Annotated in this window: 20 protein-coding genes; 14 read left to right on the plus strand and 6 right to left on the minus strand. The window is 72.0% G+C overall.

Features of this window, described 5'->3' with window-relative positions:
* Positions 1–6: 6 nt before the first annotated feature.
* On the plus strand, positions 7–789 hold the full coding sequence (locus ABD213_RS07335; protein WP_344326426.1) for a CHAP domain-containing protein: 783 nt from the start codon (positions 7–9) through the stop codon (positions 787–789).
* A gap of 21 nt (positions 790–810) precedes the next feature.
* On the opposite strand, the gene ABD213_RS07340 is transcribed toward ABD213_RS07335, so the two are convergent.
* The gene (locus ABD213_RS07340; protein WP_344326428.1) at positions 811–1,644 is read right to left on the minus strand and encodes a DUF3097 domain-containing protein; all 834 of its coding nucleotides are present in this window, start codon (positions 1,642–1,644) and stop codon (positions 811–813) included.
* The gene (locus tag ABD213_RS07345; RefSeq protein WP_344326430.1) at positions 1,637–2,062 is read right to left on the minus strand and encodes a hypothetical protein; all 426 of its coding nucleotides are present in this window, start codon (positions 2,060–2,062) and stop codon (positions 1,637–1,639) included. The genes ABD213_RS07340 and ABD213_RS07345 overlap by 8 nt, the downstream gene beginning before the upstream one ends.
* A 58-nt stretch (positions 2,063–2,120) precedes the next feature.
* Here ABD213_RS07345 and hrcA point away from each other — a divergent pair, with 58 nt between their 5' ends.
* The 8 genes from hrcA (at position 2,121) to era (ending at position 8,855) form a co-directional block, all read left to right on the plus strand.
* On the plus strand, positions 2,121–3,140 hold the full coding sequence (hrcA, locus tag ABD213_RS07350) for a heat-inducible transcriptional repressor HrcA (protein ID WP_344326432.1): 1,020 nt from the start codon (positions 2,121–2,123) through the stop codon (positions 3,138–3,140).
* 16 nt (positions 3,141–3,156) lie between these two features.
* Positions 3,157–4,311, plus strand: a complete 1,155-nt coding sequence (gene dnaJ, locus ABD213_RS07355) for a molecular chaperone DnaJ (protein WP_344326435.1) — start codon at positions 3,157–3,159, stop codon at positions 4,309–4,311.
* A gap of 88 nt (positions 4,312–4,399) precedes the next feature.
* Positions 4,400–4,735, plus strand: coding sequence for an HIT domain-containing protein (locus ABD213_RS07360; protein ID WP_344326437.1), 336 nt, complete (start codon positions 4,400–4,402; stop codon positions 4,733–4,735).
* A gap of 55 nt (positions 4,736–4,790) precedes the next feature.
* A complete protein-coding gene (locus ABD213_RS07365) occupies positions 4,791–5,816 on the plus strand; it encodes a PhoH family protein (protein WP_344326439.1) in 1,026 nt (341 codons plus the stop codon).
* Entirely contained in the window at positions 5,794–6,315 is a 522-nt protein-coding gene (gene ybeY / locus ABD213_RS07370) for an rRNA maturation RNase YbeY (protein WP_344326441.1), read from the plus strand. Before ABD213_RS07365 ends, ybeY begins: the two co-directional genes overlap by 23 nt.
* Positions 6,312–7,610 carry a hemolysin family protein gene (locus tag ABD213_RS07375; RefSeq protein ID WP_344326443.1) on the plus strand — a complete coding sequence of 433 codons (1,299 nt, stop codon included), beginning with the start codon at positions 6,312–6,314 and terminating at the stop codon, positions 7,608–7,610. The genes ybeY and ABD213_RS07375 overlap by 4 nt, the downstream gene beginning before the upstream one ends.
* A 1-nt stretch (position 7,611) precedes the next feature.
* Complete coding sequence (locus tag ABD213_RS07380; protein ID WP_344326446.1) at positions 7,612–7,941, plus strand: cytidine deaminase; 330 nt, start codon at positions 7,612–7,614, stop codon at positions 7,939–7,941.
* Positions 7,938–8,855: a GTPase Era gene (gene era / locus ABD213_RS07385; protein ID WP_344326448.1), complete on the plus strand. Its 918-nt coding sequence runs from the start codon at positions 7,938–7,940 to the stop codon at positions 8,853–8,855. The genes ABD213_RS07380 and era overlap by 4 nt, the downstream gene beginning before the upstream one ends.
* Before the next feature lie 17 nt (positions 8,856–8,872).
* Here the strand turns inward: era and ABD213_RS07390 are convergent, their stop codons facing one another.
* The gene (locus tag ABD213_RS07390) at positions 8,873–9,139 is read right to left on the minus strand and encodes an acylphosphatase (protein ID WP_344326450.1); all 267 of its coding nucleotides are present in this window, start codon (positions 9,137–9,139) and stop codon (positions 8,873–8,875) included.
* Between the two features lie 83 nt (positions 9,140–9,222).
* On the opposite strand from ABD213_RS07390, the gene ABD213_RS07395 reads away from it, so the two are divergent.
* A complete protein-coding gene (locus ABD213_RS07395; RefSeq protein ID WP_344326452.1) occupies positions 9,223–10,242 on the plus strand; it encodes a PHP domain-containing protein in 1,020 nt (339 codons plus the stop codon).
* A 15-nt stretch (positions 10,243–10,257) separates the two neighbouring features.
* Here ABD213_RS07395 and ABD213_RS07400 read toward each other — a convergent pair whose 3' ends face one another.
* Together ABD213_RS07400 and ABD213_RS07405 are read right to left on the minus strand one after the other, a co-directional pair.
* A complete protein-coding gene (locus ABD213_RS07400) occupies positions 10,258–10,980 on the minus strand; it encodes a hypothetical protein (RefSeq protein ID WP_344326454.1) in 723 nt (240 codons plus the stop codon).
* Positions 10,981–11,042: 62 nt separating this feature from the next.
* Positions 11,043–11,534 carry a flavodoxin family protein gene (locus tag ABD213_RS07405; protein ID WP_344326456.1) on the minus strand — a complete coding sequence of 164 codons (492 nt, stop codon included), beginning with the start codon at positions 11,532–11,534 and terminating at the stop codon, positions 11,043–11,045.
* Positions 11,535–11,620: 86 nt separating this feature from the next.
* Here ABD213_RS07405 and ABD213_RS07410 point away from each other — a divergent pair, with 86 nt between their 5' ends.
* The 3 genes from ABD213_RS07410 to ABD213_RS07420 are packed head-to-tail and all read left to right on the plus strand — an operon-like array spanning position 11,621 to position 15,916.
* The gene (locus tag ABD213_RS07410) at positions 11,621–12,550 is read left to right on the plus strand and encodes an AAA family ATPase (protein WP_344326459.1); all 930 of its coding nucleotides are present in this window, start codon (positions 11,621–11,623) and stop codon (positions 12,548–12,550) included.
* On the plus strand, positions 12,547–13,767 hold the full coding sequence (locus tag ABD213_RS07415; RefSeq protein WP_344326461.1) for a DUF58 domain-containing protein: 1,221 nt from the start codon (positions 12,547–12,549) through the stop codon (positions 13,765–13,767). Before ABD213_RS07410 ends, ABD213_RS07415 begins: the two co-directional genes overlap by 4 nt.
* Positions 13,754–15,916, plus strand: a complete 2,163-nt coding sequence (locus tag ABD213_RS07420; protein WP_344326463.1) for a transglutaminase TgpA family protein — start codon at positions 13,754–13,756, stop codon at positions 15,914–15,916. Before ABD213_RS07415 ends, ABD213_RS07420 begins: the two co-directional genes overlap by 14 nt.
* A 14-nt stretch (positions 15,917–15,930) precedes the next feature.
* On the opposite strand, the gene ABD213_RS07425 is transcribed toward ABD213_RS07420, so the two are convergent.
* On the minus strand, positions 15,931–16,965 hold the full coding sequence (locus ABD213_RS07425) for a glutathione S-transferase family protein (protein WP_344326465.1): 1,035 nt from the start codon (positions 16,963–16,965) through the stop codon (positions 15,931–15,933).
* Between the two features lie 264 nt (positions 16,966–17,229).
* On the opposite strand from ABD213_RS07425, the gene leuA reads away from it, so the two are divergent.
* Complete coding sequence (leuA, locus tag ABD213_RS07430; protein ID WP_344326467.1) at positions 17,230–18,975, plus strand: 2-isopropylmalate synthase; 1,746 nt, start codon at positions 17,230–17,232, stop codon at positions 18,973–18,975.
* Positions 18,976–19,036: the final 61 nt, after the last annotated feature.

Below are 19,036 nucleotides of genomic sequence, written 5' to 3' on the forward strand. Positions count from 1 at the left end.
ATCGTCATGATCATCGGAACGGCCGTCTTCGGGCTGCCGGCCTCGGCGGAGGCCGCCAGCACGTCGTTGTGCAAGGGATTCAGCCAGTGCGAGAAGCGCGGCTACGGACACGCGGGGTACCGCGTCCGCCAGAAGGTCTCGCACTGGAACATGTCGCCGGGCACGAACTGCACGAACTATGCCGCCTACCGGTTGACGGCCAAGCGTCTGACGGCACGGCCGCCGGGAACCGGGTCCGCCATCACCTGGGCTGCGGCGGCGAGACGGACCGGGGTGCCGGTGGTCAGGACGCCGCGCCGCGGTGACATCGCGTGGTGGGGTGCCCACCGAGGCGCCTCGGGCAAGCTTGGGCATGTCGCCTACGTCGAGAAGGTGCTGCGCAACGGCACCGTCGTCGTCTCCGAGGACAACATGGACCGGACGTTCGCGTGGCGCAGGATCCCGAAGGGCGCGCACTATCCGCAGGTCTTCATCCGGTACCCGCGCTCGGACGGGTCCGTCTCGGGCCGCCTGGACGCCGCCTCGGCACGGGACGGCGTCGTGACGATCGAGGGCTCGGCGAGCGAGCCGGACCGCCCCGGCCGGCCCGTCCGCTACCTCGTCACGATCGGGGCTCCCCGTGAGTCCGAGCCGATGGAGCAGTTCGAGTTCAGCACCGCGTACTTCGTGTTCCGATGGTGGCGCCCGAGCGAGGTGACCGGCCAGCACCGCGTGTACCTCTACGGGCTCAACACCGCCGGGACCGCTGGTGCCGACGCCCTGCTCGGCAGCACGGTCGTGACCTTCTGAGTCGGCCGGGCCTCGCGGTGCTCAGGGACTGGTCACGAAGTCGATGAGCTCCTCGACCCGGCCGAGGAAGGCCGGCTCGAGGTCGGTCCAGGAATTCACCCTCGACAGGATGTGCTGCCAGGCGCGGGCGACGTCGGCCTGGCTCTCGTGTGGCCACCCGAACGCGGCGCAGACACCGCGCTTCCACTCGACGGCGCGTGGCACGCTCGGCCACGTCTGCGCGCCGAGACGGGCGGGCTTGACCGCCTGCCAGACGTCGACGTAGGGATGGCCGACGACCAGGACGTGGTCCCGATCGTCGAGGCGCTCGGCGATGCGTGACTCCTTCGAGCCCGGCACCAGGTGGTCCACGAGGATGCCCAGGCGACGCCCGGCGGACGGAGCGAAGTCGTCGACGACGGCGACGAGGTCGTCGACTCCGTGCAACATCTCGACGGCGACGCCCTCCACCCGGAGGTCGTGGCCCCAGACCTTCTCGACGAGCTCGGCGTCGTGCTTGCCCTCGACGAGGATCCGGCTCGGCAGGGCCACCCTGGCCCGGTGGTCGCGGACGAGGCGGGAGCCGGAGGCTGAGCGCGTCGGCGCGGCCGGTGCAGCAGGCGTGGGGGCGACCAGCGAGACGGGCGCACCGTCGAGCAGGAAGCCAGGACCGAGCGGGAACGTGCGTCGCTTCAGGTGGCGGTCCTCCAGCACGACGGTGCCGAGGTCGCGCTCGACGGCCACGACCTCCCCGCAGAAGCCACTGGTCGCGTCCTCGAGCACGAGCCCGAGGTCAGCGGTCTGCTCGGTGGTCCGGCCACGCGGTGGGCGACGCCAGTCGGTGCCGAGCACGTCGGACCCGTAGCGGTCAGCCATGCAGCACCCCGAGCAGGCGCTGGTGCAGAGCCTCGACGTCGGCGCGGGTGACCTCCCCGGAGGGGGTGAGCACGCGGGTGTCGTCGGTGAGCAGCCCGAGGGCCAGGTCGATCGCCACGGGCCAGGTGGCAGGGACCGCAGCCGGGACGTCGTGGACGTAGAGGTCGCCGAGCGAGACGACGTCGTGCTCGGTCACCACGAGCACGAGCTCTGCGCCGCGCGGCCCGTCGCCGAGGTGGACCACCTCGACGAAGAGGTCGCCGAGGTCGGTGGCCCACGCCGAGCTCAGGGTGCCGCCGACGGACTCGTGCGCGACCACGGTGCCGTCGTCCAGACGGACCTCCCGGGGGCGGTGGGTGAGCGTGCGCTCGCGTCCGACGACGGTCACGACGTCGTCGACGAGGGAGATCTCGGGCACCTCGCTAGACTGGCACTTGGTGCAGGGGAGTGCCAGACGACGCGCGGAGAGGAGAGCGATGAGCGCCGAGGAACGACGCCTCGACGTCCTTCGAGCCATCGTCGAGGACTACGTGGCGACGCAGGAGCCGGTCGGTTCACGAGCGCTCGTCGAGCGGCACCAGCTGGGCGTCTCGTCCGCCACGATCCGCAACGACATGGCCGCACTGGAGGACGACGGTCTCATCGCCCAGCCCCACACCAGTGCCGGCCGGGTCCCGACGGACAAGGGCTACCGCCTCTTCGTCGACCGGCTCTCCTCCGTCAAGGCGCTCTCCGGCCCCGAGCGCCGCGCCATCGAGACCTTCCTCACCGGAGCGGTGGACGTCGACGACGTCGTGCAGCGCAGCGTCAAGGTGCTGGCCCAGCTGACCAACCAGGTCGCGATCGTGCAGTACCCCTCCCTCACCCGGTCCACGGTCCGCCACGTCGAGGTGGTGGCACTGGAGAACGCCCGCGTGCTGCTGGTCGTCATCACCTCCAGCGGCCGGGTCGAGCAGCGCATCGTCGAGATCGAGCGCACCCTCGGCGACGACCTGCTCTCGGACCTGCGTGGACGCCTCGTCGGCGCCACCGTCGGTCGGCGGATCCCGGAGGCCTCGCTGCGCCTCGCCGAGGTCATCGACACCTTCGCGCCCGCGGACCGACCCATCGTCACCTCGGTCGTCACCACCCTCACCCACGTCTTCTCCAACGAGCGCTCCGACGAGCGCGTGGCCGTCGGGGGGACGGCCAACCTCGCCCGCTTCGGCGGCGACTTCGACGGCGCCATCCGACCCGTGCTCGAGGCGCTGGAGGAGCACGTCGTGCTGCTGAAGCTGCTCGGTGAGGCCACCATCGACCCCACTGTCCGCATCGGCACCGAGACGGGCAACGACAGCCTCACTGGTGCCGCCGTCGTCTCCTCGGCGTACGGTTCACAGGACCAGGTGCTCGCCACCCTCGGCACCCTCGGCCCCACGCGGATGGACTACCCCGCGACGATGGCGGCCGTCGGTGCCGTCGCCCGCTACGTCGGCCGCATCCTGGCCGACGGCTGAGAGGAACCCACGACCCATGGCACAGGACTACTACGCCCTGCTCGGTGTCGGCCGCGACGCGAGCAACGACGAGCTGAAGAAGGCGTACCGCAAGCTCGCCCGCCAGCTGCACCCCGACGTCAACGACGCCCCCGACGCCGCCGACCGCTTCAAGGAGGTCACGAGCGCGTACGAGGTGCTCTCGGACCCGCAGAAGCGCTCGGTCTACGACCGCGGCGGCGACCCCATGGCCGCCGGCGGAGCGGGCGGCGGGTTCGGCCAGGGCTTCAGCTTCGACGACATCATGGATGCGTTCTTCGGCCAGGGCGGCGGGAGCCGTGGTGGGCCACGCTCGCGCGTCCAGCGCGGGCAGGACGCGCTCCTGCGGCTCTCCGTCGACCTCGCCGAGGCGGCCTTCGGCGTCACGCGCGAGATCAAGGTCGACACCGCGGTGCGCTGCGAGACGTGCCAGGGCAGCGGCGGGGCCGAGGGCAGCGAGCCGGTCACGTGCTCCACGTGCCACGGCCACGGCGACGTGCAGCACGTCCAGCGCACCCCGCTCGGTCAGGTCCGCACGTCGCGTCCGTGCCCCACGTGCCACGGCTTCGGCACCGTCATCCCGGACCCCTGCGACGAGTGCAACGGCGACGGCCGCGTCCGCTCGCGCCGCACCGTCAGCGTCTCCGTCCCCGCCGGCGTCGACCAAGGCACCCGCATCCAGATGGCCGGCGAGGGTGAGGTCGGCCCCGGTGGTGGCCCCCCGGGCGACCTCTACCTGGAGATCAACGTCGCGCGGCACCCGGTCTTCGTCCGCAAGGGCGACCAGCTGCGCTGCCAGGTCACCGTCCCGATGACGGCCGCCGCGCTCGGGGTCCACGTCGAGCTGCCCACGCTGGAGGCCGACGTCACCGACGACCCCGCCGCCGCAGTCTTCGGGCTCGACATCTCCGCCGGGACGCAGTCCGGTGAGCTGCTCACGGTCAAGGGCCAGGGCGTCCCGCGACTGCGCGGCGTGGGACGCGGCGACCTCGTCGTCGAGGTCGTCGTCGAGACGCCCACGCACCTCGACGACGAGCAGCGCGAGCTCCTCGCGCGCCTGGCGGAGCTGCGCGACGAGCAGAAGCCGCTCGCCGAGGTGAGCGAGAGCCACCGCAACGGCGTGTTCGACCGGATCAGGGGCGCGTTCCGCTGACGGCCGGGCCGGGACGTCGCGTCACGGTCGACGTCCCGGGGGCTCGTCGCCGCTCGCCCTCACCGCCGACACGCGGTAGGAAGGGACCATGAGCGACTGCCTCTTCTGCAAGATCCTGGACGGTGAGGTGCCCTCCGACGAGGTCGCGTCGAACGACCACGCGTACGCCTTCCGTGACGTCTCGCCCCAGGCGCCGACGCACGTGCTGGTGATCCCGCGCCGGCACGAGCCGGACGTCGGGAGCCTCGTCGAGGCCGATCCCGACGCAGCCGTCGCCGTGCTGGGCCTGGCCAAGCAGGTCGCCGACGAGGTCGGAGGGTCGTACCGCCTCGTCTTCAACACCGGTGCGGACGCCCACCAGAGCGTCTTCCACTGCCACGCCCACGTCCTCGCGGGCCGCTCCCTCGGCTGGCCGCCCGGGTGAGCGGGCTCCTCGCCTTCGACACCTGTCGGGTCCCGGGCGTAAACTGCGAGTACCCATGACAGAAGACCCCACCACAGAGGGCTCCGTGCCCCACACCTTCACGGTGCCCACCAGCATCGACGCCGTCGCACTCTTCGGACCCGGGGACGAGTTCCTCCGTCTCGTCGAGGAGTCCTTCGAGGCCGACATCCACGCCCGCGGCAACGTCGTGACGGTCACCGGACCTCCGGCCGAGGCGGCGATCGTCGAGCGACTCCTCGACGAGCTCGTCGCCATCGTGCGCACCGGGCAGAGCCTGACCCGCGAGACGGTCGAGCGGTCGCTGCAGATCCTGCGCACCGAGACGCAGGAACGTCCGGCGGACGTGCTCAGCCTCAACATCTTGTCCAACCGTGGTCGCACCATCCGGCCGAAGACGTTGAACCAGAAGAAGTACGTCGACGCCATCGACAAGCACACGATCGTCTTCGGGATCGGGCCGGCGGGCACCGGCAAGACGTACCTGGCGATGGCCAAGGCGGTGCAGGCCCTCCAGGCCAAGGAGATCAATCGGATCATCCTCACCCGTCCCGCGGTCGAGGCGGGCGAGCGCCTCGGCTACCTCCCCGGCACGCTGAGCGAGAAGATCGATCCCTACCTCCGCCCGCTCTACGACGCGCTGCACGACATGCTCGACCCCGAGACGATCCCGAAGCTGCTGACGTCGGGCGTCATCGAGATCGCCCCCTTGGCCTACATGCGTGGTCGCACGCTCCAGGACGCCTTCATCATCCTCGACGAGGCGCAGAACACCACGCCCGAGCAGATGAAGATGTTCCTCACCCGCCTCGGCTTCGGCTCGCGGATCGTCGTGACCGGCGACGTCAGCCAGGTCGACCTGCCCTCGGGCCAGAAGAGCGGACTGCGCGTCGTGCGCGACATCCTGTCCGAGGTCAAGGACATCCACTTCGCGACGCTCACCTCCAACGACGTCGTCCGGCACAAGCTCGTCGGTCGCATCGTCGCCGCCTACGACGCCTTCGAGAACGGGCCCGGATCGGCCGCGCGGCAGGGGGAGCATGAACGTCGACGTCCTCGATGAGTCGGGCACCGGCGTCGACGTCGTCACGCTGACCCGGCTGTGCCGCTTCGTCATGCGACGCATGCGGCTGCACCCGGGCACGGAGATGACGCTCCGTCTGGTCGACCCGGCCACCATCGCCGTGCTGAACGAGCAGTGGATGGGCAAGAAGGGCCCGACCGACGTCCTGTCCTTCCCCATGGACGAGCTCTCCCCGGGCCGCGTCGAGCCCGGCCAGGAGGGTTCCGCCGCCGGCTCCTGGGACGACCAGGACGAGGGCTACCTCGGCGACATCGCCCTGTGCCCCCAGGTGGCGGCGCAGCAGGCGCCCGCCGCCGGTCACGGCACCGAGGACGAGATCGCGCTGCTGACCACGCACGGCATCTTGCACCTGCTGGGCTACGACCACGCCACGGCCACCGAGCACGCCGAGATGTTCGGCCTCCAGGGTCGGCTCCTGCTCGAGTGGCACCAGGTCGAGAGCGGCGTCGACGTCGAGTCCGAGGGAACGCTGCAGTGACCGAGGCGATCGTCGCTTCGGTGGTCCTCGCCGTCCTCGCCGGACTCCTCGCGAGCATCGAGGCGGCGCTGACCTCGTTCTCCAGGGCGCGGGCCGAGGAGCTCGTGCGCGACGGTCGCGGGGGAGCGCTGCGCCTCGTGACGGTGCTCGACGACCCCGCCCCGGTCGTCAACTCCGTGCTCCTGCTGCGCGTGCTGTGCGAGACCGCCAGCATCGTGCTCGTCGCGATCGTCGTCGCCGACCGGATCGACGGTGTCCTCGCGCAGCTGGCCGTCGTCGGGGGCACCATGACCGTCGTCTCCTACGTGCTGATCGGCGTCGGCCCCCGCACCCTGGGACGGCAACGGGCCGAGGCCATCGCGCTCGCCTCGGCCGGACCGGTCGTGCTGCTGACGACCCTGCTCGGACCCTTGCCCAAGCTGCTCATCGTCCTGGGCAACGCGCTCACACCGGGTCGCGGCTTCGCCGAGGGACCGTTCGCCTCGGAGGTCGAGGTGCGCGAGCTCGTCGACATCGCGGCGGCCTCCAGCGTCATCGAGTCCGACGAGTCCAAGATGATCCAGTCCGTCTTCGACCTCGGCGACACCCTCGTGCGCGAGGTGATGGTGCCCCGGCCCGACCTCGTCTACATCGAGGCCGGAAAGACGCTGCGCCAGGCCATGTCGCTGTGCCTGCGCTCGGGGTACTCGCGCGTGCCCGTGGTCGGTGAGAACCTGGACGACGTCGTCGGCATGGCCTACCTCAAGGACCTCACCCGTCGGGTCTTCGACAACCACCAGGCTGAGACGACCGAGCGGGTCGAGTCGATCATGCGGACCGCGTACTTCGTGCCGGACACCAAGTTCGCCGCGGCGCTGCTCAAGGAGATGCAGGCTCAACGGACGCACGTCGCGGTCGTCGTCGACGAGTTCGGCGGCGTGGCCGGCATGGTCACGATCGAGGACATCCTCGAGGAGATCGTCGGGGAGATCACCGACGAGTACGACTCCGAGCCGGACGGCCTCGAGCACCTGTCGGGCGGCGCCGTCCGGGTGAGCGCCCGCTTCGACATCGACGACCTCGCCGAGCTGTTCGACGTCGAGCTCGAGGAGGACGACGTCGAGTCCGTCGGCGGCCTGCTCGCCAAGCACCTGGGCAAGGTCCCGATCCCCGGCAGCGAGGTCGAGGTCGAGGGTCTCGTCCTGCGCGCCGAGGCGCCGTCGGGCCGCCGCAACCGCATCGGTCGCGTCCGCGTGTGGCGCGCCGAGCCCACCCTCGCCATCGGTGCCGACGAGAGCGTCGGAGAAGGAGCCTGACATGCAGCTGACCCCCGAGGACGCCAAGCTCGTGACGCTCGCGCGCGCCTCCCGGGCCCGCACCGGTGCCGCCGAGGGGGCGGCCGTGCGCGACCGGGACGGGCGCACCTACGCGGCCGCGACCGTGGCGTTGCCGTCCCTCGAGATGACAGCGCTCGATCTCGCCGTGGCCATGGCGGTCTCCTCCGGGGCCACGGGTCTGGAGGCGGGCGCGGTCGTCGGGGAGGCAGCGGACCCCTCCGTGGGCGCGGTGCGTGACGTCGCCGGGCCGGGCGTGGACGTCGTCGTCGCCGACGCCGCCGGAACCCCCCAGCGGACGGTCACCACGTGAGCGGCTTCCGGTCAGGCTTCGCGTGCTTCGTCGGGCGACCGAACGCCGGCAAGTCCACCCTCACGAACGCGCTCGTCGGGGAGAAGGTCGCCATCACCTCCTCCAAGCCGCAGACCACGCGGCACGCGATCCGTGGTCTCGTGCACCGCGACGACGCCCAGCTGATCGTCGTGGACACGCCGGGGCTGCACCGCCCCCGCACCACTCTCGGCGAGCGCCTCAACGACCTCGTGCGCACCACCTGGGCCGAGGTCGACACCGTCATGATGTGCTTCCCGGCGGACCAGCGGATCGGGCCGGGCGACCGCCACCTCATCGGCGAGGTCGCGGCACTGCGCCGCAAGCCCGTCATCGCGGTCGCCACCAAGACCGACCTCGTGAGCCCCGAACGCGTCGGCGAGCACCTCATGGCCATCGACGCCGCCGGCCGGGAGGCCGGGTTGCCCTGGCGCGAGATCGTGCCCGTCTCGGCCGTCGCCGGCGACCAGGTGGCCCTGCTGACCGACCTCGTCGTGGAGACCCTCCCCGAGGGGCCGCCGCTGTACCCGGAGGGCCAGCTCACGGACGAACCCACCGAGACCCTCGTGGCCGAGGTGATCCGCGAGGCGGCGCTCGAAGGGGTGCGCGACGAGCTTCCCCACTCCCTCGCGGTGGTGGTCGACGAGATCGTCCCGCGCGAGGACCGTCCGGAGGACCGTCCCCTCCTCGACGTCCGGGCGCACGTGTTCGTGGAGCGCGACAGCCAGAAGGGCATCATCATCGGCCGCAAGGGCGCGCGTCTCAAGGAGATCGGCACCACGTCGCGCGGTCAGATCCAACGCATCCTCGGCACCCCGGTCCACCTCGACCTGCACGTCAAGGTCGCCAAGGACTGGCAGCGCGATCCCAAGCAGCTGCGCCGGCTCGGCTTCTGACACCTCGCCGGTGTGCGTCAGCGCTGCTCGAAGCCGCTGAGCCCCTCGGCTGGCTCCTCGGCGACGTCGACCTGGCTCACCCGCGCTCTCGTCGGCCCCTCCTGGCACCACGCGAGCATGTGCTCGACCGTCGCCTCGTCACCCTCGACGACCGCCTCGACCGTCCCGTCCGGGCGGTTCGCGACCCACCCGGCGGCACCGACGCGTCGGGCCTCCTGCACGCAGGAGGCCCGGAAGAAGACACCCTGCACCTGTCCGTGGACGACGACGCGGCGGCGAATCATGCGGTCCACGGTAGCGACGGGCTCAGGGCCCAGGGCTCAGGACTCGAGGTACGGGCGACGGGGAATGCGGGCACGATGGATGCATGGACCCTGTCGAGGCGCTGGAGGAGATCGCGTTCTGGCTCGAGCGCGAACGCGCGTCGACCTATCGGGTGGAGGCGTTCCGCCGTGCGGCGGCGGCACTCGCCGCCCACGGTGAGGTCGAGGCACTGGTCGAGACCCGGCGACTCCGCTCCGTCGAGGGAGTCGGTCCGCGCACGGCCGAGGTCGTCGAGCAGGCCGTCGCGGGCGAGGTGCCTGGCTACCTCGCCGAGCTCCGCTCGCGGGGAGAGGGTCCGCTGGTCCCCGGTGGGGAGGCGGTGCGTGCCGCCCTGCGCGGCGACCTCCACACCCACACCGACGCCTCGGACGGAGGTTCCCCGCTCGCGACGATGGCCCACACGGCGGCACGGCTCGGCCACGAGTACCTCGCCGTCACGGACCACTCTCCCCGCCTGCGGGTCGCCAACGGGCTGAGTGCCGAACGCCTCGTGCGCCAGGTCGAGGAGGTGGGCCGGCTGGAGGAGGAGCTCGGCGGCCTCCGGCTGCTCACCGGCATCGAGGTCGACATCCTCGCCGAAGGCTCGCTGGACCAGCAGGACTGGCTGCTTCGCGAGCTCGACGTCGTCGTCGCTAGCGTCCACTCCGACCTGCGCGCGGACGCTGCGACGATGACGCGGCGCATGCTCGCCGCCGTCGAGCACCCCGCGACCGACGTGCTCGGCCACTGCACCGGTCGGCTCGTGGAGGGACGGCGTGGCACCCGTCCGCCGAGCCGCTTCGACGCCGAGCGCGTGTTCGCCGCCTGTGCCGAGCGCGCCGTGGCCGTCGAGGTCAACGCCCGACCCGAGCGTCAGGACCCGCCCGAGGAGCTCGTGGCCGTGGCCCTGGCGGCCGGCTGCCTGTTCAGCATCGACTCCGACGCCCACGCCCCCGGACAGCTCGCCTTCCTGGACCACGGGTGCGCCCGGGCGGCGGCCCTGGGCATCCCGATCGATCGGATCGTCAACACCTGGCCGGTCGACGAGCTGCTCGCGTGGACGAGGGACGACGCCACGACCTGAGGGCGGCCGGAGATCTCAGAGCGCGGCGGCGAGCCGTCGCGCGGCACCGTCGGTGACGGGCGTGGTCTCGCGACCGGTGACCGCGTCGTAGGTGTCGAGCAGCTCGCCGAGGTCGCGGACCATCCGCAGCGCACGAGAGCGTTCGGACCCGCAGTCCGCGCGGCACTCGCCTGCGGCGAGACGGTGCGCTGCGACGAGCGCCGCGAGCGACCAGGCCTCGGCCGCACCCATCTCAGGGTTCAGCGCGAAGGCCATGACACGGGACGCGGCGACGTGGTGCTGGGCGTGCACGAGGTCGAGGTCGCCGGTCCGCACCGGCAGCGCATGGGCGAGGGCCACGGCCTCGGACACGTCGGCGCTCTCGTCGAGCGCGGCCGGACGTCGCAGCGCGTCCTCGGCACGCTCGGCCACCGTCAGGGCGGGTGCGCGGTCCCCGACGGCGATCAGACGCAACACCTGGTGCACCTGCGTCAGCCGGAGGCGGGACCGCAGCTCGGCCGAGTCGTCGGCCGTGCCGAAGAGGCGACCGACCAGCGGGACCAGTCGCGGACGGTCGGCGTCGTCGAGCATGTCGTTGGCGGTGCGCGCCTCGTGCGCGAGGATGGGGTGGGTGCACTCGGGCCGGTCGCTCCACGGCTCGCCGGCGAGCACCGAGACGTACTCCATGACGCAGGCCTCGCCGCTGTCGGCGTCGTGGGCGCCGGCGGTCAGGCTGGGCAGGCTGTGGCGCAGGTCCATGTCCCCCATCGTCCCTCGGGGACGGCCGCAGTGCCACCCTGCACCAGCAGGGCGAGCGCACGTCAGCTGCTGATGACGGCTGCCACGGTCGCGCCGAGCTCGTAGGCGGCCTCACGGTCGGCCTCCGTGACGTCACCGAGCACCTCCAGCGGCTCGGCGACGCGACGCCACGGCAGCGCCTGGACGATCGACTCCACCGACCGGACGGCGCCCTCGGTGTCGTAGCGGCCGTGCACGACGAGCGCCCACGGCGTGCGGCCGCTCGCCCCCGCCGCGTCGGAGCCCGACCCGTCATCAGCCAACGCGCCCCCGATGTCGAGGAAGGTGCGGTCGAAGAGGTCCTTCACCAGGCCCGCCATGTAGCCGAAGTTCGCCGGCGTCAGCACGATGACGCCGTCGGCGGCGTTCACGGCCGCCGCGTCGACGCCGTCGGGTGACGACGACTGCACGTCCACACCGTCGATGGCGTCGTCGCGGGCCCCCGCCTCGACCGCCTCGGCCAGCGCTCGGGTGTTCTCGGTCGGGCTGTGTCGGACGAGGAGCAGACGGGCCATGCCTCGACGCTAGCGCGCGGTTCGTCTGCGCCGTCGGGGCCCGCCCGTCATGATGGGGGTCATTCGGCCGCGGCGGAGGGAGTCCGATGAGCACGGCGAGACGGGTCCTGGAGAACGTCGAGTCCGTCGTCGACGGCAAGTCCGAGGCGGTCGAGACCGCGTTCGTGGTGCTGCTGGCGGAGGGCCACCTGCTGATCGAGGACGTGCCGGGCGTGGGCAAGACGATGCTCGCCCGTGCGCTGGCACGATCGGTGGACTGCACGGTGCGACGCATCCAGTTCACGCCGGACCTGCTGCCGTCGGACGTCACCGGCGTCTCGGTCTACCACCAGGCGTCCGGCTCGTTCGACTTCAAGCCCGGCGCCGTCTTCGCCAACATCGTCATCGGTGACGAGATCAACCGTGCGTCGCCGAAGACCCAGTCGGCGCTGCTCGAGGCGATGGAGGAGCGTCAGGTGACCGTGGACGGCGTCACCCGTCCGCTGGAGCGGCCGTTCACCGTCATCGCGACGCAGAACCCCTACGAGATGGAGGGGACGTACGCGCTGCCCGAGGCCCAGCGCGACCGCTTCACCGCCCGCATCTCGATGGGGTACCCCGACGTCGATGCCGAGCTGGAGATGGTGCGCGACCGCGACGCCTCCAACCCGCTCGACCGGCTGCGGCCCGTCCTCGGCATCGACGACCTCCGCGCGATGATCGCCGCGTGCCGCGCCGTCCACGTGTCGGCCGCCGTCGAGCGGTACTGCGTCGACCTCGCCCGCGCCACCCGCGTCGACACCGACGTGCGACTCGGCGCCAGCCCGCGGGCCACCCTGCAGCTCGTGCGCGCCGCGAAGGCGCGAGCCCACGTCTACGGACGCGACTACGTCCTGCCCGACGACGTCGCGGCCCTCGTCCCTGCGGTCTTCGCCCACCGCCTCGTCCCCATGCGGGGCTCGGCGGGCGTCGAGGACACCGTCCGACGGATCGTGGCCTCGACCCCCGTCCCCGCGGGAGCGTCCGGGTCGCGGTGAGGTCGCTGCGACTGACCCGACGAGGAACCGGCTTCCTGGTGGTGGCCGGGGTCGCCTTCGTCGCCGCGCCGGCGGCGTCGCTCCCCGTGCTCCAGCGGGTCACCGGCCTGATGACCGGGCTGCTCGTGCTCGCCGTCGCCTTCGTGCTCGCGACCCAGCCCCGCACGCACGTGCGTCGCGTCGTCAGCCCGCCGTCGCTGCGGCCCGGGACTCCCTCGCGCGTCACGGTGGTGCTGCGCAACCTCGGCCGCCTCCCCTCGGCGTCGGCCCGGTGGCGCGACGCGCTGCCGTCCGCCGTCGTGGGCGACGCCGAGGGGAGGCTGCCGGGCATCGGTGGGGGAGACGAGGTGGAGGTCGAGCACGTCGTGCACGGGGTCCGTCGCGGCCGCCACGCCATCGGCCCGCTCCTCCTGGAGGTCGAGGACCCGTTCGGCCTGGTGGTCCGGCGGCGCACCGTCGGTGAGCCGAGCGAGGTGACGGTGCTGCCGCGCGTGGTCGACCTGCACGACGGAGGGCCCCCGGTCCCCGAGCGCGAGGGTGCCGTCCGACCGGACCCTCGACCGGCCGGCGTGGGACCCGACGACGTCGTCGCCCGCACCTACCAACCGGGTGACGCCCTCAAGCGGGTGCACTGGAAGGCCACCGCGCACCGAGGTGAGCTGATGGTCCGCCAGGAGGAGCAGGAGAGTGACAGCCACGTCACCGTCGTGCTCGACACCGACGCCTTCTCGCTCGGCACGGCGCGCGACGGCCACGGTCGGTGGGAGGTCTCGACGGACCTCGAGTGGCTCGTGTGTGCCGCGGCGTCGCTGACGAACCACCTCGCGCACCGCGGGCACGACCTCACCGTGACGGCGCTCGACGGCTTCGAGCGCCGTCTCGGCGAGCAGGGGGACCAGGTCGAGGACGTGCTCGTCGACCTGGCCGTCCTCGAGCCTCAGGTGGCGCCGGAGCTCGTCGACCCCACGCGGGGAGGGGTCGGTCCCGGGACGTCGGTCGTCCTCCTGCTGGGCAGTATCGAGCCCGACCGGGCCCGTGACTGGGTGGGCTCGCTGGAGGACGCGGACGTCGTCGTGCTGGCCGCCCGCAGCAGCCGGCCGGAGGCTCTGACCGTCCTCGACGCGGCAGGGTGGTCGGTACGGACCTACGGATCCGGTGACGGCGTGGCCGACGTGTGGGGCGGACTGCCGTCCGGAGGTCGTCGTGCTGCGACCTGACCCGCGGGCCCGCCCCGTGCGCCGACGGCACGAACCGTCGAGCCTGTGGCTGGGCCACGCTGCCGTCCTCGTGGCGCTCGTCGCGTCGCTGCGCGGCTACGCGACGGTGGTCCAGGCGGGGTCGTGGCAGCTGACGGTCGCGCTCGTGATCGGCCTGACGGTGCTCGCGAGCCTGGTGCTCCGTTCCCTGCGGGTGCCGGCGGGCGAGGCCGTCGGAGCCGTGGTGGGTGCGACCGCGGTCCTCGTCGTCTTCGTCCCTCAGACCCTCGTGGCCGGCCTGGTCCCCACGGCGGGCTCCCTGGAGGCGCTGCGCGAGCTGCTCGCCCGTGCCCGCGTGCTCATCATGGAGGAAGCCGCTCCCGCCCCGGCGGCCGGACCGGTCGTGCTCGTGCTGACCCTGGCCTTCCTGGCGCTGACGGTCGCGGGCCTCGCCCTCCTGCGGCTGCGCCGGGGGGTGTGGTTCCTGGGTGTGCTCCTGCTGGCGGTGCTCGTGGTCCCGTCGATGATCTCCGGACGTCCCCCGGCTGCGAGCGCCTTCCTGGTGCCGGCCGCAGCGTGGCTCGTCGTGCTGTGGGCCCGCTCGGAGCCGCTGCGGGCCCCGATGGTGCCGGCGGCCGTCGCGGCGGCGACGGGACTGCTCGCCGCCGTCGTGGTGCCACCGGCCCTGCCCGACGTCACCGCGGTCGCGCGTGACTGGGGGGCGCCACCCCCCACGGTGTTCGGCGACGGCATCAACCCGATGCTGCAGCTGGGACAGAACCTGCGGCGCGGCGAGACCAGCGTGGCGGCGACGTACACGACCACGCTGGAGGAGACCCCCTACCTGCGCGTCGCGACGCTGCGCGACTTCAACGGACGCACGTGGCGACCGGTGGGTCGCGACGCCCTCGGCCGGGCCGAGGGAGCCCTCGTCCTGCGGGAGGACATCCCTGCGGAGCCGCAGACCACCTCCATCTCCGTGGTGGGGCTGCGCAGCACGATGCTGCCGGTGCCGTACCCCGCGACCCGCGTGTCCGGCCTGTCCGAGGAGTGGTCGTGGAACCGCGTCGGACAGACGCTCGGCTCGCGGACCGCGAACAGCGAGGGGCAGGAGTACGAGGTCACGAGCCTGGAGGTGCAGCCGACCGCCGAGCAGATGCGCGGGCTCGGCGAGCCGTTCCGCGGTGGCCTGCAGGACTACCTCTCGTTGCCGGCGGTGCCACCGATCATCAGCGAGACCGCCGCCCAGGTGACGGCTGACGCCGACACCGACTACGACCGCGCCCTCGCGCTGCAGGAGCACTTCCGGTCCCGGTACCAGTACTCCGAGACCGCGCCCGTCGCCGGCGACTACGACGGCAACGGCATCGACGTCCTGCAGACCTTCCTCGAGGAGAGGTCCGGGTACTGCGTGCACTTCTCCTCGGCCATGGCCGTCATGGCCCGCTCGCTCGACATCCCCTCGCGCGTCGTCGTCGGCTACGCGCCGGGCCGGGCGGTCGGGTTCGACGACGACGAGCAGCAGGTCTTCGAGGTGACGTCCGACGACCTCCACGCCTGGCCCGAGCTGTTCTTCGAGGGTGTCGGCTGGGTCGGGTTCGAGCCGACGCCGTCGGTCGGCACGACCACCGCCTTCGAGGAGCCGCAGGGTCCCGGTGCTCCGGTCGGCGAGGTGCCGAGCGTCCCGCAGGACGTGCCCGAGGCGCCGGGGCAGAGCGCGGACGCGGCGGCCCCCGTCGTGGACGACGACGCGCCCTCGGGGCGTCGCTCGCTCATGGTCGCGCTGGCCGCCACGACCGGTCTGGTCCTCGCGCCGTGGGCCCTCCGACAGCTGGTGAGGCGACGTCGTCTCGCCGCCGACCGGCCCGAGGCGTGGTGGACGGAGGTCGTCGCGACCGGTCTCGACCGTGGCCTGGAGGTGCGATCCTCCGACACGCCGCGCCGCGTGGCCGACGGACTCAGGGCTCTCGGCGCCGACACCGACGCGCTCGACCACCTGCTGGAGGGTGTCGAGGTGAGCCGCTACGCGCGAACCGAGACTCTCGTGGCCACCGACCCGCGCCACGCGCAGCAGGTGGTGAGGAGCCTGCGCTCCCAGGGGTCGCGACGCGACCGTCTCGCAGCCGAGCTCCTGCCGCGGTCGCTGTGGAACGTCGACGTGCGGCGCTGACGCGCCGCCGGGGCTCAGGCCGGCGGGGTCCCGTCGCCGAACGGCGAGCCGCCCAGCTCCTCGCGGTGGTGGGGCGTGCTCCACACCGACACGTCCGGTCCGGTCGGGACGATCTGCGTCGGATTGATGTCGATGTGGACGTAGTAGTAGTGCCGCTTGATCTGCTCGAAGTCGGTGGTGTCCCCGAAGCCGGGGGTCTGGAACAGGTCGCGGGCGTAGCCCCACAGCGCCGGCATCTCGGTGAGCTTGGCGCGGTTGCACTTGAAGTGACCGTGGTAGACGGGGTCGAAGCGCGCGAGGGTCGTGAACAGACGCACGTCGGCCTCGGTGATGGTCTCGCCCATCAGGTAGCGCCGCGTGGAGAGGCGCTCCTCGAGCCAGTCCAGCGCCGTCCACAACCGGTCGTAGGCGGACTCGTACGCCTCCTGCGACCCGGCGAACCCGCAGCGGTAGACGCCGTTGTTGACCTCGGTGAAGACGCGCTTCATGACGTCCTCCATCTCGTCGCGCGTCTTCTCGGGCCAGAGGTTGGGGGCGCCGTCGCGATGGTGGTCGGTCCACTCGAAGAAGAAGTCGTGGGTGATCCACGGGAAGTCGTTCGTGACGACCTGCCCGCTCTCGACCTCGACGATCGCCGGGACGGTGATGCCCTTCGGGTAGTCGGGGTAGCGCGCGAAGTACGCCTCCTGGAGCCGCTCGATCCCGAGCACCGGGTCCTTGCCGCCGGGATCGAGGTCGAAGGTCCAGGAGCGGGCGTCGTGCGTGGGTCCGGCGAGCCCGAGACCGATGGCGTCCTCGAGGCCGAGCAGACGACGCACGATGATCGCGCGGTTGGCCCACGGGCACGCCTTGGCGGCGGCGAGTCGGTAGCGGCCGGCCTCGACGGGCCAGCGGGGAGCGTCGGCCGGGCTCTCCTTGCCGGTGCCCGCGCGGTGGTCGACCGGTTCGCCACCTGCGCGGGTGAGGCGGTCGGGGATGTAGTCCATGTCCCGCTCGAACTCCTCGCCCTCGTGCACGTAGGACCCGGCGGTGGAGTGCTCGTCGCTCATGGGATCGAGCGTATCGGCGGGGCAGCACACCCGCTCGGTGCGCGGGCGTCGATGCCGTCGCCGTGCGGGGCGGTGGGGCCGTCGTCGAGCGAGCGGTACGGCATCGCCCGGTGCTGCTACGCTGGACGCCATGAGTTCTGCGCGGCTTCTCCTTCGTCGCCGCGTCGAGGTTCGCTAGGTCGGATCCCTCGGCGCGGAGTCCGGCATGACCGACCGCCCCCGAGTGGCGGGCCCGCCACCGACGACCCGAGGAAGACCCGAACCATGCAGAACAACCCCGTCTCGCCGCAGAAGCCGTCGCCCATGCCCTTCGGGCGGTACCGCGCCTTCGAGCCGATCGACCTGCCGGACCGCACGTGGCCCGCGGCGACCATCACCGCGGCGCCCCGCTGGTTGTCCACCGACCTGCGCGACGGCAACCAGGCCCTCATCGACCCGATGACGCCGGCCCGCAAGCGCCGCATGTTCGACCTGCTCGTCCGGATGGGCTACCAGGAGATCGAGGTCGGCTTCCCGTCGGCGAGCGAGACGGACTTCGCGTTCGTGCGTTCGCTGATCGAGGACGACGTCATCCCCGAGGACGTCACCATCTCCGTCCTCACCCAGGCGCGTGAGGACCTCATCGAGCGGACCACGCAGTCGCTGGCCGGCGCACGCCGGGCCAACATCCACCTCTACAACGCGGTCGCACCCTTGTTCCGGCGGGTCGTGTTCAACGCCTCCAAGGACGAGGTGCGGGCGATCGCCACGCACGGCACCGAGCTGGTCATGAAGCACGCCGAGCTCAACATGGCGACCACGGCGTTCGGCTTCCAGTACAGCCCGGAGATCTTCACCGGCGCCGAGCTGGAGTTCAGCGTCGACGTCTGCAACGCCGTGATGGACGTGTGGCAGCCCGAGGACGGTCGCGAGATCATCCTCAACCTGCCGGCCACGGTCGAGATGGCCACCCCGAACACGTACGCGGACCAGATCGAGTGGTTCTCCCGCAACGTCGACCACCGTGAGAACGTCGCGATCAGCCTGCACCCGCACAACGACCGGGGCACGGCCGTCGCGGCCACCGAGCTGGCGCTGATGGCCGGTGCCGACCGGGTCGAGGGCTGCCTGTTCGGGCACGGCGAGCGCACCGGCAACGTCGACCTCGTCACCGTCGGCATGAACCTCTTCAGCCAGGGCATCGACCCCCAGATCGACTTCACCGCCGGCGGTGTCGGCATCGACGAGGTCCGTCGCACGGTCGAGTACTGCACCAACCTGCCGGTCCACCCGCGGCACCCGTACGCCGGTGACCTCGTCTACACGGCCTTCTCCGGCTCCCACCAGGACGCCATCAAGAAGGGTCTGGAGGACCTCGAGCGGCGTGCTGTCGAGCAGGGGATCGACGTCTCGGAGATCGCGTGGGAGGCGCCGTACCTGCCGATCGACCCGCACGACGTCGGCCGTACCTACGAGGCCGTCATCCGCGTCAACAGCCAGTCGGGCAAGGGTGGCGTCGCGTACCTGCTGCGCTCGGAGCACCAGCTGGACCTGCCGCGTCGGCTGCAGATCGAGTTCAGCCGGGTGGTGCAGGAGCTGACCGAGGGCGAGGCGGGCGAGATCTCCCCGGCCGGCATCTGGGCGGCGTTCACGAACGAGTACCTCGACCGCGAGGACCCGTACTCGTTGGTGACGTTCAGCTCGACGACGTCGGCCGACGGTCGCGACGAGCAGGTCGTGGACCTCGTCGTCCGCGGCGAGCAGCGCTCGTTCAAGGGTGAGGGCAACGGTCCCGTCGACGCCTTCGTCGACGGGATGCGCCAGGCGGGCGCGGACATCCGCGTCCTGGACTACTCCGAGCACGCGTTGTCCTCCGGTGGCGACGCGCTCGCTGCGGCGTACGTCGAGTGCGAGATCGCCGGTGAGATCGTGTGGGGCGTCGGCATCCACGCGAACATCGTGATGGCCTCCCTGCGCGCCGTGGTCTCCGCCGCGAACCGCGCCGAGGCCACCACGATCCCCACCGCCTGACACCGAGGGGGCACAGTCACCCGCGAGTGGCGCACAGTCACCCGCGAGTGGCGCACAGTCA

Source organism: Aeromicrobium halocynthiae (assembly GCF_039531385.1).
In the GTDB taxonomy this organism is placed as follows: Bacteria; Actinomycetota; Actinomycetes; order Propionibacteriales; family Nocardioidaceae; genus Aeromicrobium; species Aeromicrobium halocynthiae.

Excerpts from the sequence above, each read along its gene's own strand:
- ABD213_RS07335 (WP_344326426.1), top strand. The coding sequence starts at position 7 with ATGATCATCGGAACGGCCGTCTTCGGGCTGCCGGCCTCGGCGGAGGCC.
- ABD213_RS07340 (WP_344326428.1), bottom strand. The coding sequence starts at position 1,644 with ATGGCTGACCGCTACGGGTCCGACGTGCTCGGCACCGACTGGCGTCGC.
- hrcA (WP_344326432.1), top strand. The coding sequence starts at position 2,121 with ATGAGCGCCGAGGAACGACGCCTCGACGTCCTTCGAGCCATCGTCGAG.
- dnaJ (WP_344326435.1), top strand. The coding sequence starts at position 3,157 with ATGGCACAGGACTACTACGCCCTGCTCGGTGTCGGCCGCGACGCGAGC.
- ABD213_RS07360 (WP_344326437.1), top strand. The coding sequence starts at position 4,400 with ATGAGCGACTGCCTCTTCTGCAAGATCCTGGACGGTGAGGTGCCCTCC.
- ABD213_RS07365 (WP_344326439.1), top strand. The coding sequence starts at position 4,791 with ATGACAGAAGACCCCACCACAGAGGGCTCCGTGCCCCACACCTTCACG.
- ybeY (WP_344326441.1), top strand. The coding sequence starts at position 5,794 with ATGAACGTCGACGTCCTCGATGAGTCGGGCACCGGCGTCGACGTCGTC.
- ABD213_RS07380 (WP_344326446.1), top strand. The coding sequence starts at position 7,612 with ATGCAGCTGACCCCCGAGGACGCCAAGCTCGTGACGCTCGCGCGCGCC.
- ABD213_RS07390 (WP_344326450.1), bottom strand. The coding sequence starts at position 9,139 with ATGATTCGCCGCCGCGTCGTCGTCCACGGACAGGTGCAGGGTGTCTTC.
- ABD213_RS07395 (WP_344326452.1), top strand. The coding sequence starts at position 9,223 with ATGGACCCTGTCGAGGCGCTGGAGGAGATCGCGTTCTGGCTCGAGCGC.
- ABD213_RS07400 (WP_344326454.1), bottom strand. The coding sequence starts at position 10,980 with ATGGACCTGCGCCACAGCCTGCCCAGCCTGACCGCCGGCGCCCACGAC.
- ABD213_RS07405 (WP_344326456.1), bottom strand. The coding sequence starts at position 11,534 with ATGGCCCGTCTGCTCCTCGTCCGACACAGCCCGACCGAGAACACCCGA.
- ABD213_RS07410 (WP_344326459.1), top strand. The coding sequence starts at position 11,621 with ATGAGCACGGCGAGACGGGTCCTGGAGAACGTCGAGTCCGTCGTCGAC.
- ABD213_RS07425 (WP_344326465.1), bottom strand. The coding sequence starts at position 16,965 with ATGAGCGACGAGCACTCCACCGCCGGGTCCTACGTGCACGAGGGCGAG.
- leuA (WP_344326467.1), top strand. The coding sequence starts at position 17,230 with ATGCAGAACAACCCCGTCTCGCCGCAGAAGCCGTCGCCCATGCCCTTC.